This window comes from Robinsoniella peoriensis, from assembly GCF_000797495.1.
Lineage (GTDB): Bacteria > Bacillota > Clostridia > Lachnospirales > Lachnospiraceae > Robinsoniella > Robinsoniella peoriensis.
In genome coordinates, this window is record NZ_JTGN01000005.1 from 90,333 (window position 1) to 110,207 (window position 19,875).

Annotated in this window: 11 protein-coding genes; 4 read left to right on the forward strand and 7 right to left on the reverse strand. The window is 44.7% G+C overall.

From position 1 onward, the window contains the following. Window positions 1–3 precede the first annotated feature (3 nt). The 3 genes from QR40_RS11445 (at window position 4) to QR40_RS11455 (ending at window position 3,633) form a co-directional block, all read left to right on the forward strand. Window positions 4–834, forward strand: a complete 831-nt coding sequence (locus QR40_RS11445) for a transketolase (RefSeq protein ID WP_044295066.1) — start codon at window positions 4–6, stop codon at window positions 832–834. Continuing rightward, window positions 827–1,759 (forward strand): transketolase family protein, encoded by a 933-nt coding sequence (locus QR40_RS11450; protein ID WP_027294585.1) that lies wholly within the window; start codon window positions 827–829, stop codon window positions 1,757–1,759. The genes QR40_RS11445 and QR40_RS11450 overlap by 8 nt, the downstream gene beginning before the upstream one ends. Window positions 1,760–2,148: 389 nt before the next feature. Further along, window positions 2,149–3,633 (forward strand): FGGY-family carbohydrate kinase, encoded by a 1,485-nt coding sequence (locus QR40_RS11455; RefSeq protein WP_027294584.1) that lies wholly within the window; start codon window positions 2,149–2,151, stop codon window positions 3,631–3,633. Window positions 3,634–3,793: 160 nt separating this feature from the next. Here the strand turns inward: QR40_RS11455 and hcp are convergent, their stop codons facing one another. Both hcp and QR40_RS11465 read right to left on the reverse strand, forming a co-directional pair. Further along, window positions 3,794–5,398 carry a hydroxylamine reductase gene (gene hcp, locus QR40_RS11460; protein ID WP_334291785.1) on the reverse strand — a complete coding sequence of 535 codons (1,605 nt, stop codon included), beginning with the start codon at window positions 5,396–5,398 and terminating at the stop codon, window positions 3,794–3,796. A gap of 145 nt (window positions 5,399–5,543) precedes the next feature. Further along, complete coding sequence (locus QR40_RS11465) at window positions 5,544–6,293, reverse strand: ATP-binding protein (protein WP_044295067.1); 750 nt, start codon at window positions 6,291–6,293, stop codon at window positions 5,544–5,546. A gap of 160 nt (window positions 6,294–6,453) precedes the next feature. Here QR40_RS11465 and QR40_RS11470 point away from each other — a divergent pair, with 160 nt between their 5' ends. After that, window positions 6,454–7,119, forward strand: coding sequence for a Crp/Fnr family transcriptional regulator (locus QR40_RS11470; protein WP_027294581.1), 666 nt, complete (start codon window positions 6,454–6,456; stop codon window positions 7,117–7,119). A gap of 36 nt (window positions 7,120–7,155) precedes the next feature. Here the strand turns inward: QR40_RS11470 and QR40_RS11475 are convergent, their stop codons facing one another. From QR40_RS11475 to QR40_RS11495, 5 genes are read right to left on the reverse strand one after another with little or no spacing between them, the layout of a single operon-like run. Continuing rightward, a complete protein-coding gene (locus QR40_RS11475; protein WP_044295068.1) occupies window positions 7,156–7,404 on the reverse strand; it encodes an acyl carrier protein in 249 nt (82 codons plus the stop codon). After that, the gene (locus QR40_RS11480) at window positions 7,397–9,064 is read right to left on the reverse strand and encodes an AMP-dependent synthetase/ligase (protein ID WP_044295069.1); all 1,668 of its coding nucleotides are present in this window, start codon (window positions 9,062–9,064) and stop codon (window positions 7,397–7,399) included. The genes QR40_RS11475 and QR40_RS11480 overlap by 8 nt, the downstream gene beginning before the upstream one ends. 23 nt (window positions 9,065–9,087) lie before the next feature. Beyond that, complete coding sequence (locus QR40_RS11485; RefSeq protein WP_044295071.1) at window positions 9,088–10,614, reverse strand: HD domain-containing response regulator; 1,527 nt, start codon at window positions 10,612–10,614, stop codon at window positions 9,088–9,090. A 24-nt stretch (window positions 10,615–10,638) separates the two neighbouring features. After that, on the reverse strand, window positions 10,639–12,462 hold the full coding sequence (locus QR40_RS11490; protein WP_242858492.1) for a histidine kinase N-terminal 7TM domain-containing protein: 1,824 nt from the start codon (window positions 12,460–12,462) through the stop codon (window positions 10,639–10,641). Between the two features lie 3 nt (window positions 12,463–12,465). Next, window positions 12,466–19,827 carry a non-ribosomal peptide synthetase gene (locus tag QR40_RS11495; RefSeq protein ID WP_044295073.1) on the reverse strand — a complete coding sequence of 2,454 codons (7,362 nt, stop codon included), beginning with the start codon at window positions 19,825–19,827 and terminating at the stop codon, window positions 12,466–12,468. Window positions 19,828–19,875 lie beyond the last annotated feature (48 nt).

Genomic DNA, 19,875 nt, shown 5'->3' on the forward strand with positions numbered 1-19,875 from the left:
TCTATGAAGAATTTAAAAGCATTGTCATTTGAACTGCGAAAAAATGTCCTGGATATGATCTATAAAGCAAAGACCGGTCATATCGGCGGTGATTTTAGTGTGATGGACGTTTTGGTTACCCTTTATTTTAAGCAGATGAATATTTCTCCTGATAACCAGGATGATGAAAACAGAGACCGTATTGTTCTCAGTAAAGGTCATTCAGTAGAAGCATATTACAGCGTACTTGCTGCAAAAGGATTCTTTCCTATTGATGAAGTAATTGAGCAGTTTTCTACCTTTGGGAGCAAATATATCGGACATCCCAATAATAAACTTCCAGGTATTGAGATGAACTCCGGTTCCCTGGGACATGGACTTCCTGTCTGTGTCGGCATGGCGCTGGCAGGTAAGATGAATCAAAAGGATTACCGCGTTTATACGGTTATGGGCGATGGTGAACTTGCGGAAGGCTCCGTATGGGAAGGTGCTATGGCAGCAGGACATTATAAATTAGATAACCTTGTTGCAGTGGTCGACAGAAACCGTCTTCAGATTTCCGGAGGTACGGAAGAGGTTATGGCACATGATGATCTGGATGCCAGATTTGGCAGCTTTGGATGGCATGTAGTTCATGCAGACGGAAATAATATTGATGCTTTAAATGCAGCATTCGAAGAAGCTAAAACGGTCAAAGGAAAACCAACGGTAGTCATTGCAGACACTACAAAGGGCTGTGGCGTTTCCTTTATGGAAAATCAGGCAGCATGGCACCACAAAGTACCAACTGCAGATGAATACGAAAAAGCAACTATTGAATTAGCAGAGAAAAAGGAGGCGGCTCTTCATGAATAAGATTCCAAATCGTCAGGCTATATGTGATGTATTAATTGAAAAAGCAAACACCGATAAAGATATTGTGGTATTATGCAGTGACTCCAGAGGTTCCGCATCCCTGGCTCCATTTACGAAGGCTCATCCGGATCAGTTTGTTGAAGTGGGAATCGCAGAGCAGAACCTGGTAAGTATTTCAGCAGGACTTGCAAAGTGCGGCAAGAAACCATTTGCGGCTTCTCCTGCCTGCTTCTTATCAACAAGAAGCTTTGAACAGGCTAAAGTAGATGTGGCATACTCTAATACGAATGTGAAATTAATCGGTATCAGCGGCGGGATCAGTTATGGTGCCCTTGGAATGAGTCATCATTCTGCACAGGATATTGCGGCGCTTGCCAGTGTTCCCAACATGAGAGTTTACCTTCCAAGTGACAGACATCAGACAAAGTGTCTGGTAGAAGCTTTGCTGCAGGATGAAAAACCGGCATACATCCGTGTCGGCAGAAATGCAGTAGAAGATATCTATGAAGAAGGAAATGTTCCATTTGAAATGGATAAAGCAACCGTTGTTACACAAGGTAGTGATCTTGCAATTGTTGCCTGCGGTGAAATGGTAAAACCGGCTGTAGATGCAGCTGCTATGTTAAAAGAAAAAGGGATTGGGGCAACAGTTCTGGATATGTACTGTGTGAAACCACTGGATAAAGAAGCAGTAGTGAAGGCTGCCGGAAATGCGAAGGCAGTGATCACAATCGAAGAGCATGCACCCTTTGGAGGTCTGGGATCAATGGTCAGCCAGGCAGTTGCCAGCGAATGCCCGAAAAAAGTCATCAATATGACCCTGCCGGACGCTCCTGTTATCACCGGTACGTCAAAAGAAGTATTTGATTACTATGGCTTGAATGCAGAGGGGATTGTAAAGAAAGCCCTGGAAATTCTGCAGTAATTTGTATATTGGCAATGAAGAAATAGAATGTTATAAAAAACTGTATTCCCATTTTGCTGAGATGTTGTGCAGTAAATGGGGCATGTGAGGAAAGTGTGAAAGAAAAGCACTTTCACACTGCTGATTTGGAATAGCACAAGCTGGCTTGCGCTATTCATGGAGATAAGTGTGAAAGAAAAGCACTTTCACACTGCTGATTTGGAATAGCACAAGCTGGCTTGCGCTATTCATGGAGATAAGTGTGAAAGAAAATCGCTTTCACACTGCTGATTTGGAATAGCACAAGCTGGCTTGCGCTATTCATGGAGATAAGTGTGAAAGAAAATCACTTTCAAACTACTAATTCAGGAATAGTGCAAGCCAGCTTGTGCTATTCAGAGGGTGTAACTATGGCGAAAAAGTATGTTTTAGGAATAGATCAGAGTACCCAGGGAACGAAAGCATTGCTTTTTGATGAGGAAGGAGCGCTCCTTTACCGGAGTGACCTGCCTCATGAGCAGATTATAAATGAAAAAGGCTGGGTATCTCATAATCCGATGGAAATCTATCGGAATACAGTCCAGGCAGTTAAGAACCTGCTGGAAGAGAATAAGATTGATAAGAATAAAATTGAAGTTATCGGCATCAGTAACCAGAGGGAAACAGCACTGGTTTGGGAAAAAGAAAGCGGTCAACCGGTTGCAGATGCCGTTGTCTGGCAGTGTGCAAGAGGGGAAGCTATCTGTAATCAGATAGAAGAGAAAGGCTGCGGTGAAATGATCCGTTTACATACGGGATTGCAGCTGTCTCCCTATTTTTCAGCGGGAAAGATTGCATGGGTATTACAGAATATTCCGGGAGCCCGAGAAAAGGCTGATCGTGGTGAACTTTGCTGCGGTACAATCGACAGCTGGCTGGTCTATAAACTGACCGGACATAAAATATTCCGTACGGATTATTCCAATGCCAGCAGAACCCAGATGTTTAATATCAGTACATTGACCTGGGACGAAGAAGTGTGCGGTTTATTTGGTATACCAGTGAAATGTCTGGCTGAAGTGACTGATTCTAATGGCTATTACGGAGAAACGGATTTCGAAGGATATTTTGATCACCCGGTAGCGATACGTGGTGTTATGGGAGATTCCCATGGTGCGTTATTTGGACAGGGATGTCTGGAAAAAGGCATGATAAAAACCACATACGGTACCGGATCTTCGGTGATGATGAATATCGGAGAAGAGCCGGTACTGAGTAAAAAAGTAGTAACTTCTCTGGCATGGAGTATGGATGGTAAAGTGAACTATGTACTGGAAGGGAATATAAACTATACCGGTGCAGTGATCACCTGGCTGAAGGAAGATTTAAAGCTGATTCAGTCTGCAAAGGATACAGAAGAACTGGCCAGAATGGCAAATCCGGAGGATCATACTTATCTGGTACCTGCATTTTCAGGATTATCCGCACCTTACTGGGACGGCAAGGCAGCTGCAATGATCAGCGGTATTACCAGAACGACAGGCCAGGCTGAAATTGTGCGTGCAGGACTGGAATGTATCGCATACCAGATTACGGACGTGGTCCGTGCCATGGGTGATGAATCCGGAATTGAGATTGGCGAACTCAGGGTAGACGGAGGTCCCACAAAAAATGGCTATTTAATGCAGTTCCAAAGCGATATGCTGGGAATCGGAGTACAGGTACCCGACCAGGAGGAACTGTCAGGAATCGGCGCGGCATACGCCGCAGGAATCGCCGTAGGAATGTATGACAAAAATCAGATCTTCGACGGAATGAAGCGGACTAAGTTCACACCTCAAATGGCTAAAGCGATGCAAAAAGCCAAGTACGAGGGGTGGATAAATGCCGTTAAGATGGTGTTGACTGAAAAGTAGACGCTATTTAGATATAGGCTGTGTACGAAAGGAGGAGGAAGCAGGCAATTGTCCGCTTCCTCCTCCTTTTAAATGTAGTTCCATGAATACCCGCGTGCCGCCAAAAAGTGCTCCGGCAAGGTTAGAAAATGCCCCTATTTAAGATAAGCAAGACTTCTAATTATTTTCCAAGAATCTCCTTCAAATCTTCTCCCGCATCCCCTGTCGGATGAATATTGAAATTAGCTACCAGATATTCCAGTACGTTTGGAGATATAAATGCCGGCAGTGTAGGACCAAGGTAAATATTCTTAATTCCAAGAGATAAGAGTGTCAGCAGGATGCAGACAGCCTTTTGTTCATACCAGGAAAGCACCAGGGTCAGAGGCAGTTCATTTACATCACAGGAGAAGGCATTTGCAAGTGCAACAGCTACTTTAATGGCGCTGAATGCATCGTTGCACTGTCCCATATCCAGGATACGCGGCAGTCCGCCCAGTGTTCCCAGGTCTAAATCGTTAAAACGGAATTTTCCACAGGCAAGAGTGAGGATCAGGGAATCTGCCGGTGTTTGTTTCACGAAGTCGGTATAGTAGTTTCTGCCCGGTTTTGCCCCGTCACATCCTCCAACAAGGAAGATATGCTTCAAATCACCGGAGTTCACAGCATTGATTACGGTATCTGCTGCGGCAAGAACGGTATCGTGTCCGAATCCGGTAGTTACCTGTGTACCGCCATTGATTCCGGGAATAGTAACTGCTTCGTCATAACCGCCCAGTTCCAGGGCTTTTTTAATAACAGGAGAGAAATCTTTTGTGCCGCCCGCTTCATCAATATGGGCCATGCCAGGGTAGGCAACTTCAGCCGTTGTAAATACACGGTCCTGGTAACTTTCTTTGGGCGGCATCAGGCAGTTTGTGGTAAACAGTACCGGAGCCGGAATGTCAGCAAATTCTTTTTGCTGGTTCTGCCATGCTGTACCGAAGTGTCCTTTTAAGTGGGGATAAGCATTTAATTTTGGATAAGCATGTGCAGGCAGCATTTCCCCATGGGTATAGATCTGAATGCCCGTGTCCTTTGTCTGTTCCAGCAGCAGTGCAAGATCGTGGAGATCATGACCGGAGATAACAATAAACGGTCCTTTTTCCATAGTAAGGGAAACTGTTTTTGGGGATGGGGTTCCGTAGGTTTTTGTATTTGCAGTATCTAAAAGCTCCATACATTTCAGGTTGACCTGACCTGTTTCCATTACGAAAGGCAGAAGTTCTTCCATGGTGTAATCATATCCAACAGCGAAAAGGCCCTTGTAAAAGAACTCATTTACTTGTGTATCCTGGTAGCCCAGTACCATTGCATGGTATGCATAAGCTGCCATACCGCGCAGACCGAAGAGGATCAGGGATTTTAAGCTTCGTATGTCCTCCTGGGCATTCCAGAGCATGTCACAATCATAGTCATCATTTCTGGAACAGGGAGATCCGCAGGAGCCGCATTTTGGAATTAAAGCATCCTTTTCCTGATGTACCCGGCTGATCAGCTTTTCAATTGCTTCATCATCAAAGCTTACATTTGTGAGTGTGGCAAATAATCCTTCAATCATAATGCGGTGGGTGGATGCAGAGGGGGTATTGCCGTCTGTGGCTCTTGCAAGACCAATCAGTGCTCCTGTTAACTGGTCCTGAAGTCTGGCTGTACTTTCCTTTTTGCCGCAGACCCCGGATTTTCCTGTACAACCGGTACATCCGGCTGTTTGTTCACATTGAAAGCAAAACATTTTGTTCATAATTAATTCCTCCATATTTTTTAATTTATAATTTAAAGAGCGATCTCCCGCAAAGCGGATCAACCATTTAGCTACAGCAGTTTTAAGACACGCTCTAAAGTGCTCATGGTAACCTTGAATTACATATAAATGAAAAGGCAAGTCTGAACTAAACAGAGACAAATTCCGATTTCAGAATTTTACCGTCGATTGAAATAATTACCACCCGGCAGGTTAAATTTTTACCGCTTTGCGCCAGGGCAGTTTTGACTGCATGTTCCATACCTCCGCAGCAGGGAACTTCCATGCGTACTATGGTAATGCTTTTTAAATCATTTAAACGGATGATTTCTGAGAGCTTTTCGGAATAATCCCCATCATCCAGCTTCGGGCAGCCAATCAGTGTGATATGATTCTTTATAAAGTCCTGATGAAAACTGCCATAGGAAAATGCAGTACAATCGGCTGCGACTAACAAATCCGCCTGGTCAAAATAAGGTGCCTGTACAGGAACCAGTTTGATCTGTACCGGCCATTGGGAGAGCTCGCTTACGACAGGGCTGTCCGTATTTACGGGTGTGTGTCTTTCGTGGCTGATTGTGTGGGATCTGCTTCCCGGACATCCGCCGTGGTGCCCATGGTGCTGCATAGAAGTATCCGGCTGCGCCAGTGATTTGCGTTTTGCTGCCATGTTCGCCAAAACGGCTTCTTTATCGTAAGCAGGTGCCTCTCTTTCTTCAAAGGAAATAGCATCCTCGGGACAAGCAGGCAGACAGTCGCCAAGACCATCGCAATAATCTTCTCTCAGAAGTACAGCTTTGCCCTTTACAATCCCGATAGCACCTTCGTGGCAGGCATCGGCACAAATACCGCAGCCCGTGCATTTCTCCTCATTTATTTTTATAATTTTACGTATCATATAGATTCCTCCTCCTGCATATCACAAGTCTTCTTGCAATATCGCGTAAATATATTGTTTATAGCTTGAATTCTCAAACACGTTTTAAGATTTATCCCTTGACTTCATGCTCAAATTCTACTATATTAAAAAGAAAAGTTCTGTTGTAATTACAACAAAAATGAAAAAAAGGAAAAATAATATGATGCAGTCACCGCTTTTTAAAGGTATCGAAGAAAATGATTTGAACGAGTTGATGAAATGTCTGAATGCGAAGGAGTCGGCATATGAGAAAAACGAATTTATATTTCGGGCGGGAGACAGAGCTTCTTCTATTGGTGTTATCTTATCCGGAGCAGTATATGTATTAAAGGAAGATTTCTGGGGAAACCGTACCATACTGGCAAAGTTAGAAGAGGGAGATCTGTTTGGAGAGGCATTTGCCTGCAGAGAAGAAGAGAAGCTTCCGGTAAGTGTTATGTCGTCTGCGAAGTCCCGGATTTTATTTGTGGATTATCGGCGGATTATAACCAATTGTCCCAATACCTGTGTATTCCACGCCAGATTAATTGAAAATATGATTCGTATTCTGGCCGGGAAAAATGTGATGCTGACACAGAAAATGGAGCATATGAGCAAAAGAACTACCAGGGAAAAAATTTTGTCTTATTTATCGGCGCAGGCTGTCCGGAGCGGGAGCAATGCATTTACGATACCATTTAACCGCCAGGAACTGGCTGATTTCCTCTGTGTAGAGCGAAGTGCAATGTCTGCAGAGCTGGGAAGAATGCGCAGGGAGGGGTTACTTACCTGTGAGAAAAGCCGGTTTGTGCTGAATAAACAATAATGTATACTCACCACAAACCGGCTTTTTCTAATGGTTTTACAGAAGTTTTTTCCCGCCATCTTTTGTAAGATATTCCACAACATCCTTTACCTGATTCAACTGCCATACATCTTTTAGAGGAATTTCTGTTTGAAAACGTTCCTCAAAGGCACAGACCAGATTGGCAACATCCAGAGAGTTTAAAGCCAGATCTGCAACAAAATTGGTATCGTAGGTTAAAGTTTTAATTCCAGTGATCTGATAAACGGTTTCCTCAATAATTTTAAATGCCTGCTCCTCAGTCATGGGCGGTATCACCTCTTTTCAATTTCTGAATGGATGTTTTGCGAAATTCAGTTTCGGAGATTTTTATAGAATAAATACGCATATAAGTAGGAAGCGCGTGATTTAGTTCCAATACTTCTTCCTGAATCTGCTCCAGTACCTGAAAGGAGGACATCCCGTGTGTCTGGGCTGAGTCGGCATAAATAATCACGGACAGCTTTACATCATCGGCTGCTTTTCCGTTACTGGCACCATAGACCATGGCTTCTTTTACCAGCGGAAGCTTTAAAATGCGTTTTTCCAGTTCTTCCGGAACTACTTTTTTTCCATTACTGAATACGATCAGGTTCTTTTTTCGTCCACTGATATATAAATGGCCTTTGCGATCCATATATCCCAGATCCCCGGTTCGAAACCAGCCATCTTCAAAGGTTTTTTTGGTCATTTGAGGATTTTTATAATACCCTTTAAATACCGAGGGTCCTTTTATAAGAATTTCCCCATTGGAAAACTTAACTTCCATTTCCGGAAGCAGCAGACCTACAGACGCGTACTTATTGTCTTTGTTGCGGTTGACACTTACCAGAGGGCTGCATTCTGTGATGCCGTATCCCTGAAGAACAGTAATGCCGTATGCTTGAAACTCTCCTGATATTTCTTCATTCATATGAGCGCCGCCGCTGATAATCAGCGTTGCGTTTTCCCCAAGAACCTTTTTGACGGCATCATTCAGATAAGGTTTGCCTGGCAGGTGGAGTTTTTGAAGCTTTTCATACTTCTGTACAGCATTAGCTGCTTCCTCACGTATGCCGCATCGTTCCTGTTCCAGGTGAATGCTCTTTAAAAGGGTTTCGGTAATCATAGGAACAGATAAGATCAGGGTGGGAGAAAAAAGTTTCAGTTCTTCCATCAATGTTTTCAGGTTCCCATTGATGCAGATGTTCTGCCCCTGGGTTAAGACGTTGATAGCGCCGCAAACCAGTGAATAGGTATGGTATAAGGGCAGGGGAGTGAAAACACGGTCTCCGGTCGTCACCAGCGCCTGGGCGTTACAGGCATTGTGCAGCAGGTTTCCATGGCTGAGCATCACCAGCTTTGATGCACTGGTAGTCCCTGAGGTATTGATTAGAAGTGCCAGGTCATCCTCCTTTACCGCCGCCATAACGGGAGCCAGCAACGTATCGTCTGGATCGCAGGGAGATGATTTTCTGATGCATTCCCAAAAGGATAAGATAAGGTCGTTTTCCCCATAGTCCATAGAAATAATGGTCTCAGCAGGAAATGTACTTTCTTCCGTCAGGGAAATAAATTCTCCGGAAACCACGGCAGCCTGTACGTCGGCATGATCCAGCATGCGGCAGATCTCCACAGCCGTCTGTTCCACATCAATGGCTACGGTTACGCTGCCAATGCAGCCGACTGCCCAAAATGCTACCAGCCATTCGTAACGGTTTTCACTGATAATGGCAATGTGCTTGCGGGAGAGTCCCAGTGATGTAAGTGCTTTTGCGAAAGCGCAGATATCCCGGGAGAGCTGCTGGTAAGAATATTCAAATAACTCCCGTCTGGAATTAAAAATGGTAACAGCCGTATTATCTTTATGCAAAGGAGCCATTTTAGACAGGCATTCCGGTAAGGTGGTGTATTGATGAATTTTATTTAGCGGATATTTTCGATTCATAAATTCCTCCATGGGGGTCTGATTTAATAAGTCCACTGTAATTCCTGGTTCATTTGTTCGTAATTGGATTCAACTATATTGATAAATACATCAACCAGCCTGCCGTCGAATTGTGTGTTTCTCCCTTCGCGCAATTCACAGAGCGCTTTTTCCAGAGATAATTTCTTGCGGTAATGGCGGTTAGACATCATAGCGTCAAAGGCATCTGCAATAGTGATGATACGTGCCTGGAGGGGAATCTCTTCTCCCTGGCGCTGATTGGGATATCCGCAGCCATCATATCTTTCATGATGGGACAAAACAATATCATCCAGATCCTGAAACATGTCGATGCAGGAGAGGATTTTTGCACCCATTCTGGGATGGAGGCGGATACTGTCATATTCTTCGTCAGTCAGTTCTTTATTTTTACACAGTACGGAGTCTGCAACCCCTACTTTACCAATGTCATGGAGCAGTCCCGCAACACGTACACATTCACAGAAGGAATCGTTTTTGTTCAGTGCTTTCGCCAGCTTCAGGCTATAATAGGATACCCGGTCGGAATGGCCTCCGGTATAGATATCTTTGGCATCTACAAGAAGCCGAAGGGCTTCTACTGTCTGCATATAGCTTTCCTTTAATTTCGATATGGCTTCAGCAAGTGCTTTGTTATTGGTGTTTAAGAGAATATTTAAAATGGTATTGTGTAAAGCGGTGGAGATCTGTTCCACATATACAGAGACCAGATAAGCCTGCACTTCATCCAGGGCGTTCTGTCTGCGCAGTCCGATTACCCCCAGCCAGGCATCCCTTCCGCCGGGGAGGGGGAGAAGCGTTAGATTATCCTCACTGATGATTTTATTTTCGGACAAACAGGTCTGAAACAGGTCGATACGGACCTGAAAATCTTCTTTGCTAAAGGTTTCGAATTCTTTATCAAAGCAGCCTGTTCCGCAGAATACGTTCTCAGGGAGTACATCTACCGGCATGGAACGAATGATATTTCTGGGCTTCAGCCACACAAAAATATTCCGGTTACCAAGTAAATGATGGATCTGATCCATGATCTGTCCGGCTATATCTGTTAAGGGAAGCAGATGATGAAGCCGGGGGATACCGGAAAGTATCTGGGTAAGTCCATCCTGATATCTTTCTATGGTTCTTATCTGGCGGATGGATTTGAGGCTGCTTTCTACCAGCAGTTCCAATTGGTCGAAACGGTCCGTTTTTTCAAAATAACCCTGGATATCTAATTCACGGATTGTATTCAGGGGCGGTGCGATCTCTTTATGACCGGTCAGTAAAATAACAAAAATTCTCCGGTCAAATTCCCGAAGGCGAGCCAATACTTCATCGCCGCAGATTGGAGACATCAAAAAGTCGAGAAGCAGTATATCATAAGAATGCTGTTTCATTTGTTCCAGTGCATTTATTGGGTCATTTGATGTATCCACGGTAAAACCGGATGCATCAAAATAAGAAGACAGAGCATCGGTGATATTACAGTCATCGTCTAATACCATCATTGAAAAACCATTTTTTTCCCGACCTATTCTGTTCTTGCGCATACTAATACCTCTCTTTAGCTTATTTTATTCGGCGGATACCGGAATTTTTACGTAGAAGACAGCGCCGCCAGCCGGATTGTCCTCTACCCACATACTCCCACCAAATTTACCCCTTATCAGGCCTTCTGAACTGTAAAGGCCTAAACCGGTTCCATTTGCTCCCTTAGTCGTAATCATGCTGTGAAAAAGCTTCTTTTTCACCTCCGGCGAAATACCGGGACCGTGATCAGCGACTTTAATAATAATAAACTCATCTTCCAGATAAGGATTCAATATGATTTCCCCGCCTGTCTCTTTCATGGAGTACACAGCATTATCAATCAGGTTGTTTAATACCTGTACCAGATTATTTACATCTCCATTTAATAAAAGTTCAGGGGGTACCTTATTTATAATAGTTAATTGGCATTTGTTCTTTGTCAGGCTGTGATTCATCAGCAGCTGTACCTTTTTTACGACTTCGTCCATGGAGAATTCTACAATATCTGAGGTGTTCATATTAGTAGCCAGACCTTTTACTGTAGTAATGATATCGGACATATAGCTGCAGCAGCCGCGGATTTTAGCCAGCCATTCTCTCATTTCCTGTGCGATTTCCTGATGGTCTTCCAGAGTTACCGCAGGGTCATCAATGCTGAGTTCATATTCTGTTACCAGGTTGCCCAGACTTTCCACATTACCGGAGATGGACATAATCGGTGTTTTCAGGTTATGGGAGATCCCGCCCATCATCTGACCCAGGGACGCCAGGCGCTCTCTTTCCATGGTACGGCTTAAGTTCAGCTGTTCCCGTTTCATGTTTTCTTTTAGCTCGGTCACATCTTTTAACAGAGCGACAACACCCACCATGTTGTTCTTCTGAAAGATGGGAGATACTTCAACGGAATAGTAGAATTTTCCGTCTTCACGCAATACAGCCTGTTCATAAGAGATAACACTGATAGACTGTTTACAGATGTCAAAAAAATTCAAAAGGTTATAGATTACATCTTTTTTTCGGTCTTCCAGAGCGTCTACGGCGTTTTGAAGATAAGTATCCACCTTCATACCGTAAGATTCCCCAAAGGTTTCCTCAAAAGCCTGATTCGTATTCAGAATAAAGCCATCAGAGGAGATTACTGCATAGCAGTCTGAAATATTATTTAAAATATTTTCCTGGGCAGTCGGCTTGATCTGCAGGAAATTCAGGTAATAAATAGCAATACCATGAAATGCTATCGTTACCAGAAAAGCCAGTGGTGTGGCTGTTATGGGCAGAGGGAGTATTTTCAGCGTTGCAACTAAGTTTACAAGGACCGGTATCCCAAGACCGGCGGCAAATAAGGATGCCTGCCACAATATTCCCCTGTTCCTGCATTTATAGCCATAGCGCAGACTGATGATAATAGAAGCAATACAATAAACATAATACTGGGTACCGGATAATATAAACAGCGGACCAAACTCCACCTCTGAAGCATAGATGGAAAAATTCCGGTAAAATAAATGATGGTACGGATTGGTAAATACAATCAGTGATGTCATAACAGGAAGCAGGTATAATAAATAATATGCCTTTGGCAGATGTGTAAACTGTTTAACAAAGGTTATGGAAATCAACAGTGTAGTTACGACCATAAGGGCACATGCCGAACAGGTTATGGCATCCATCAGCATCAAAAGGTTCTTCCTGGAATCCGGAATACATAAGATTCCCAGGATAGCAGTCATCCAGATAAGTAAAAAGACGGAGGATGCCACATAGAGCTTTTGAATCAGTTTTAAGCGTCCTTTTGAGATGCAGCTGATGATGAAAAAAAGCAAGATAGCAATGGCGATATCTACGATATGAGGGGCTATTCCCAGCAAAATTTATTCCTCCTTCCGGGTGCAGTCAAAGCACCGGCTGATTTTTGTAAGATCCGGCTGGGGCCAGGTAAATCCAAGCTGCTGCAGCTGATAAGCCGTATCCCTTGCCTGAATCTGAATCTGTGTATGGAAAGCGGTGCCGGAAAAATAAGCCTCGGCAACTGCCTGAATAAAAGGAGAACTGTTTTGTGCAGCCTGATCACGGAGCAATTCTTCGAATTCTTCCCGTTTAGCCAGTTCCATATCACAGCAGGATTTTAAAATATCTCCCAATGCGGATTCCTGGGGATTGATTACATGGAAAGCAGTGCCCGGCTGATATAATAATTTTACGATTGCCTCCGCACACAAATCCACGCTGGTCATTTCCATAAATACACGGTCAAATTCCCTGGGAATCTTCTTTAAAATCAGCAATCCCCTGATAATGCGGTAAAATGCATTACTGTCTGGATTTAACTGGAAGACGCCGTCTTTTGCCCGGGAAACCAGGCGCCCGACACGGAAGATCCTGGCATTTACACCATCCTCTATAGCTTCGGCAACAGCAGCTTCCGCAAGAATTTTGCTTTTTGTATATGGATTATCCATCCAGTTTTGCCCCATGTCCAGATCACGTTCGCTGTAAAATACAGGGAGTCCGGGGGCATCCATAATATATTCTCCGGCTACACTGATTGTGGAAATATGTATCAGTGCGGCAGCGGCATCTCTGGCAAAAGCTATGCAGTTTTCGGTTCCAAAGGTATTTGTAAGGGCAAGCTCATCATTTGGGGCATAGTGTCTTACATCTGCTGCACAATGGATGACCATATCAACACGATCTGTCAATCGTTCATATTCGGGTGCTGATATGCCAAAATGCTTAAGGGTGATATCACCGTTTACAATTTCTATACGCCGGGAGACAAAAGAGTAAAAACTTTCTCCAAAATAGCTGGAAATAACTTCTTTAAGCTTCTTTTCCCCTCCGGTACGTACCAGGCAGATTAATTTCTCTATCCCGGTTCCAAGCAATTCATACAGCAGATGTGCCCCCAGATATCCGGTTGCGCCGGTTAAAAGAGTTATCCGGCTTTTTGGGACAGCCTTGTTATTGTCAGGCAGAAACCTTGCAAGCCTTTCTGATTCTGCCCCTGTTTCCACAGTGGCGGCTGTTTCCGGATGGATCTGGTTACGGCTTCCTGTTATTTTCTCAATCTGACCCGAAAGAGTGGGACAGCTGTAAAAATCATTTAATGAGAAATCGATGTGGTTTTTGTAATACTGGCTGAGTACCATAATTGCAGTCAGGGATGTTCCGCCCTGTTTAAAAAAGGAAACATTCCAGTCCGGCTTTTTCCCAAGCGCTTCTTCCCAGACTGACTGCAGTAATGCCTCCTGAGGATTAGCAAGGGGCTGTCTTTTTGGTATATTCTCTTTCGGCGGTTCCATTTCCATCAGCTGTCGGATATCCAGCTTACCACTGGCGGTACGTGGAAGAGCACTTAACGGAATAAATATAGAAGGAATCATATAGTCGGGCAGCTGTTCCATTAAATAATCCCTTAACTTTTCCTCTGTGTATTGATTGGCAGGAACCAGAAATCCCCTCAGTGACTGCACCATATCATTGTTCTTCACAGGAACTACAGCCGCTTCAGAAGCAAAGCGTGACTGAATGATCTGGGAGGCAATCTCTTCCGGTTCAATCCGGTGACCGTTTAATTTCAACTGGTTATCAACACGCCCCAGGCATTGCCAGTTCCCGTCGGCACGAAGCCTCCCAAGATCTCCTGTTTTGTACATGCGCTGGTTTGCGCATAGCAGATCCGGTACAAATACCTGGTTTGTCAGATCTTCCCGGTTAATATATCCTGCAGCCAGGCATTCCCCGGCAATGTAGATTTCGCCTACCGCGGTTGGGGGAAGTGGGCGCCTGTTTTCATCCAGCAGATAATAACGGCAGTTTCCGATAGGTTTTCCGATGTGAATGCTCTCAGATACAGTCACATTCCCCAGGCAGTTGTGAACAGAAGTTTCCGTAGGTCCGTAAATGTTGTAAATCCGGGCATTTGTCAACTCACGGATTTTATCCCTCAGCGAGAGGGTCCAGGGTTCCCCAAGCAGGATGATAATTTCAGCTTCTTTTAATGCTTCACAAAATGCGGAATCGCCCAGGCACATCTGAAGCCTTGATGGAGTCATCTGTATAATTTTCCCCTGGTCTTTTATAATCCGGTCTGCCAGTTTCCAGGGAAGAAGCATTTCTTCTTCATCTGCTATGGAGATGCATCTGCCGTTGGCAAGGGCAAGCAGGGTTTCTGTAGTAAATACGTCAAAAACACAGTTGGATGCGCAGAGGACAGGACTGCCGTTTTCACCCAGCAGAGGGGTAACGGTACCTGACAGGTTGGAAATAGCCTTGTGCAGCATCATAACGCCTTTCGGCTTACCGGTGGAACCGGATGTATAGATTACATTTAACACATCCTCCGGGGTTCTTTTGAGTTCCGGAGTCCAGTGGTCATCCAGGGTAAAATTCAGGGGAAGCACCGGGCAGGCTGAAATATCAGGGGGCGTGACAGAATCTCCCAATAACAGCAGACGGGCTTTTGCATTTTCCAGCATATAGGAAATGCGTTCCGACGGAAAATCAGGATCTACAGGAAGATAAGCAGCGCCTGCTTTTAAAATACCGAGCATGGTTACCGGCATGTCCCCGTCACGTTTTGGCATAAATGCAACCACATCCCCATGGAGTACGCCTTCCCGAATCAGGTAAACAGCAAGAGCATCGGAACGCTGTTTTAACTGTGCAAAGGTATAACTGGAATTTTCACCCCAGCAGACAGCTGTACTTTGCGGAGAAAGCAGGGCATAGCGGTCAATCATCTGATCAACCATTGCGGCGTCATAAGGCATCCGCATCTGATTTGGTATTTCCAGTAACTGCAGCTGATCCACAGGTGCTGTGGGAGATACTTCACTGAGAGGCATTTCCGGATGGATCAGCATGGTTTCCAGAATATGGAGGTAGGACCTGCTGTAAAATTCCATTGTGATACGGTCAAAAATATTTTTCGCATATTCCAGTGTGAAACGGTATCCATCAAGGGTATGTATGGTCTCCAGGTGTAATTCCACTTTAGCTGCATGAATGTCGGAAGGTACCATCTCAAGGTGTGCATCACCCAGAGAGAATTCAGAAGGGTTCACGGGCGCCAGGGAAAATAAAGCGTGATACAGTGCCTGGCTGCCACGGCGTTCCTCTGTTTGTGCCAGATTAACGATCTCTTCTAATGAAAGATCCTGATGATCCAGCATATCCAGTACGTCCTGTTTTACTTCCTTTAAATAAGCCATAAAATTCTTGTCGGAAGAAGGATTTAATAAAACAGGCAGCGTATTCACAAAAACTCCGGTAAGTTCAGACAGTTCCATGTGCCGCCGTCCGGAGACGGGAGATCCGATTATCAGATTTTCATTTCCGGCAAATTTGGAAAGCATAAGCGCATAGACACTGAGCAGCAGCATATATGGGGTAACCTGATGAGTTTTACAAAATGCTTCGAAAGGAACCAGTATATTTTGCGGCATGCTAAATACGACTTTGTCCCCTTCACCCAGAAATTCTTTCGGGCGGGGGCGGTCAGTCGGCATGGTCCATTGTGGTACAGATCCCTGTAAACGGTTTTTCCAATATTCCCGCTGTTCCAGGAGCCATTCTTTGGGCTGCTGTTCCATCCACCAGGCATAGTCTCGGTATCGGACCGCAGCAGGGGCGGGGATTTCATTGCGGTAATATTGATCCAGCCTGGACAGGGTAAGGGCACTGCTGATTCCATCGGATATAATGTGATGCATATCAAAAAGCAGATATTGTTCCCGGGCTTCTGTTTCCAGCAGCATTACCCGAAAGAGCGGAGGAACGGCAAGCTCAAATGGACGCACAAATTCTTCCAGTGCCTCATGTGGGTTGTTATGGCTTCTACGCTCTAAATGGAATTCTGCTTCTGAATGAATACGGGAAACAACATTCATTCCCTCAATTTCAAAACCGGTACGCAGCATTTCATCATCCGCGATTAACTGCAGCAGTGCGGCTTCCAAACGATCAGCATCAATCGGGGTAGAAACACGGAATACACCCGGCATATGATAACTGATACCGGTATTATCCAATTGCTGTAATACATAGAAATTTTTCTGCGCCGCTGTAAGAGGGTAGGTACTGCGGTTTGGTGCCGGAGGTATTTTACCCTGCCGCGGGCTTACAGCTACCGGTTCGCCTCTAAGGAAGTTGCCAAAGCGGCGGATCGTATTATTGGCATACAGATCGGAGATTTTCGGTAATTTCGAAAACACTGCCTCTACCTCTGTAAGCATGGCTACTGCATTTAAGGAATCCCCGCCGGATAAAAAATAGTTGGTGTGAATGCCAAGCTGCTCATTGGACAGCAGCCTTCTCCATATTTCCAGCAACTTTTCTTCAATTTCATCAGCAGGAGATTCATGTTCATCGGGAAGCTCCGGCTTCTGAAGGTTATTATAATCTGTCTTTCCGTTAGCCGTCAGTGGAATCTCGGGAAGCTTCACAGCCAATACGGGCAGCAGGTAATGAGGGAGGTAGCTGGAGGCGAATGCCAGCAGGTCTTCCCCTGAAAGATTCTGATCTGATGTAAAGTATGCAATTAAATGATGATCAAAAGCACGTACGGCTACATTTTTAACCAAAGGATGATTTTGGAGCTGTTCTTCAATTTCTGCAGGTTCTACGCGGTGTCCCAGAATCTTCAGCTGACTGTCAATACGCCCCTGGAAGACGATCTCCCCTCTGGAATTCCAATAGCCTAAATCTCCGGTCCGGTATAGACGTTCACCTGGAAGATAGGGGTCAGCAACGAATTTCTGCGCCGTCAGCTCCGGAGCATTCAGGTATCCTGCGGCAAGACAGGTTCCCCCGATATATAATTCTCCGGCAGATCCGATGGGAAGAGGGCGCATAGAATCATCCAGGATATAAATGCGGCAGTTTGCCATAGGTTTTCCGATGGTGATCATTTCGTTGCCGGATACCACACTGTGGCTGACTGCAACGGTTGCCTCTGACGGTCCGTATTGATTATACAGCCGTGCAAGAGTACAGGAGCGCAGAATCTGGTAGATTTCAGGCGAAAGACTTTCACCACCGCATATGATTGTTTCGATACGGTTCATGGCACTTAAAAATGCAGGCTCTTTTAAGTAAGACTTCAGCCTTGATGGTGTCATTGAGAGAAAACCAACGTCGAAACGCTCAATCAGCTTAGCCAGTGAAGCCGGATGATTCATTTCTTCCTGTGAAGTGAATACAATGGTTCTGCCGTTCAGCAGTGCGCTCATACTTTCCAGCAAAAAGGCATCAAAACTAACATTACAAATAGAAAGAACAGCACCCTTTGGATAAAGGGGCGCCATATTATTAGCCAGATTCATTACACTGTACTGGCAGATCTGAACGGCCTTCGGCTTACCGGTACTGCCTGAGGTATATACCAGGTAAGCGAGACTGTCGGATGTAATTGCCGGCATATTGTCAATGGCGAAATCGGCTGCCTGATTCGCAGGGTGAACCAGGAGACTGCGGATACTATTTTGAGGAATCCGGGTATCCATTTCTTCGCCTTCTTCTGTGATACAGTAAGCGGCTCCGCTTTCCGCTAAAAGTTCAAGAAGCCGGTTCTTTGGCATCGTGATATCCAATAAAAGCCACGCATTTCCCGATATGGCAACCGCGCACATTGCTTTAAATAATGATTCACTGCGCTCCAGTAACAATGCGATGGTTTCATTTCCGTCAGGAACAGCGGTAAGCAGATTCCGGGCAATGGTAAGTGCGTCCTGGTAAAGTTCGCCGTAAGTCGTACGGCGGCCGCAGCAGATGATTGCCGCACGATCCGGCATAGTGAGTGCCTTATCGCGAAGGACATCCCGTAATGTACTTTCTTTTGGATACCATGCATCTGTCTGGTTAAAATCAAAAATCAGATGTTCTTCCTCCTCTTCGCTGATCACGGAAAGATCCGCAATTGGAATATCCGGATTCATAAGGGCACTATGGAGGATCTGCATAAGATGGTGGTGCAGGGTATCTATTTCCTCTTCTGAGAAAATCTGGGTAAGGTAATCATAATCTACTAAAAATCGGTTATCCGCATCCCGGCTGCTCAGGTGGACGCACAGAGATTCCGCCTGATATCCGCTGTAAAGCCAGCGCCCCTCCAGCGTAACCTGGGCCCCTCTCAGATGATGGATCTGCGTGTTCTGATAGGAAAGTGCAATGCTGAATAACTGGCTGGCTGCCAGATCGTTATCTTTTGCGGTAATTGTCTTTTTAATCTCACTAAATGGAAAGCGCTGATGATAAAGCAGTTTAAACCAGTCATTTTTCAATTTTTCATTAAATTCCTGAAAAGAAATCGAATCATCCAGTTCATTTACAAAAGGAAGAGTATTCACAAACATGCCGGCAGTCTGTTTTTCCTGATAGTTTATGCGGTTTACAGTTGGAACACCGATGCAAAAGCGTGTCTGCCCCTTAATACGTTTTAAATATATGGCAAGAACCATATAAAAGACAGCAAAAGGAGACACCTTATTCTGTGCACAAAAACTCCCGATCATACGATTGGAACGATTTGAGAGCGAATAAGACTTTCGAATGCCCACAGGGCTGATATGTGCATACTGGTATTCTTTTGTAAACGCAGGCGGAATATCGGTCAGCATTTCCTGCCAATATGCACGGTCCTTGTCACTTCGCCTGGAAGTAAGATAGTCCAGTTCAGTCTGGATATGTACAGCATATTCCGGCATAGAAGTACAATCCGGTGCTTCGTTTTGGAGCAGCCGGAAATAGTTATGAATGATCTGGTTGGTGACAAGGGTTTGTGACCATGCATCTGCAATAATATGGTGGATCTTTGTCAAAATACCCCCTGTATTTTCAGATAGTTTAAAAATAATCATCTGACACAGTGGAGAGTCACAAAGGGTAATATGTTCTCTGGCAACAGAAACGTCCCAAATAGATGCGCCCTCCTGGTTTGTTTTGGAAAAATCCAGAAAAGGTGCTGTCTTTGGTATTTCCGGATCAATATATTGGACAGGGTTATGTTCCTGAAGCGTGATCCGGGTTCTAAGCGTTGAGAATGCTTCATAAGCGAAGGTAATGCACTGCTGGAGCAGTTCAGCATTAAAATTTCCTTCAATGCGTAATACGGTACAGATATTGTTGATCGGAACTCCGGGATTTGCCATTTCCAGGTTCCAGATATTCTGCTGGCTGTAAGATAGAGGTAAGTATTTTATCGTTGTATCGTCTGCAAAGTTATGATTATCCACTTTTTTTCCTTTCGTACAATGAACTTGACATAAAAATAAGTATCCAAT

What these genes read in the sequence shown, in the direction of transcription:
- QR40_RS11445 (WP_044295066.1), top strand. Translation starts at nt 4, where the DNA reads ATGAAGAATTTAAAAGCATTGTCATTTGAACTGCGAAAAAATGTCCTG.
- QR40_RS11450 (WP_027294585.1), top strand. Translation starts at nt 827, where the DNA reads ATGAATAAGATTCCAAATCGTCAGGCTATATGTGATGTATTAATTGAA.
- QR40_RS11455 (WP_027294584.1), top strand. Translation starts at nt 2,149, where the DNA reads ATGGCGAAAAAGTATGTTTTAGGAATAGATCAGAGTACCCAGGGAACG.
- QR40_RS11465 (WP_044295067.1), bottom strand. Translation starts at nt 6,293, where the DNA reads ATGATACGTAAAATTATAAAAATAAATGAGGAGAAATGCACGGGCTGC.
- QR40_RS11470 (WP_027294581.1), top strand. Translation starts at nt 6,454, where the DNA reads ATGAAAAAAAGGAAAAATAATATGATGCAGTCACCGCTTTTTAAAGGT.
- QR40_RS11475 (WP_044295068.1), bottom strand. Translation starts at nt 7,404, where the DNA reads ATGACTGAGGAGCAGGCATTTAAAATTATTGAGGAAACCGTTTATCAG.
- QR40_RS11480 (WP_044295069.1), bottom strand. Translation starts at nt 9,064, where the DNA reads ATGAATCGAAAATATCCGCTAAATAAAATTCATCAATACACCACCTTA.
- QR40_RS11485 (WP_044295071.1), bottom strand. Translation starts at nt 10,614, where the DNA reads ATGCGCAAGAACAGAATAGGTCGGGAAAAAAATGGTTTTTCAATGATG.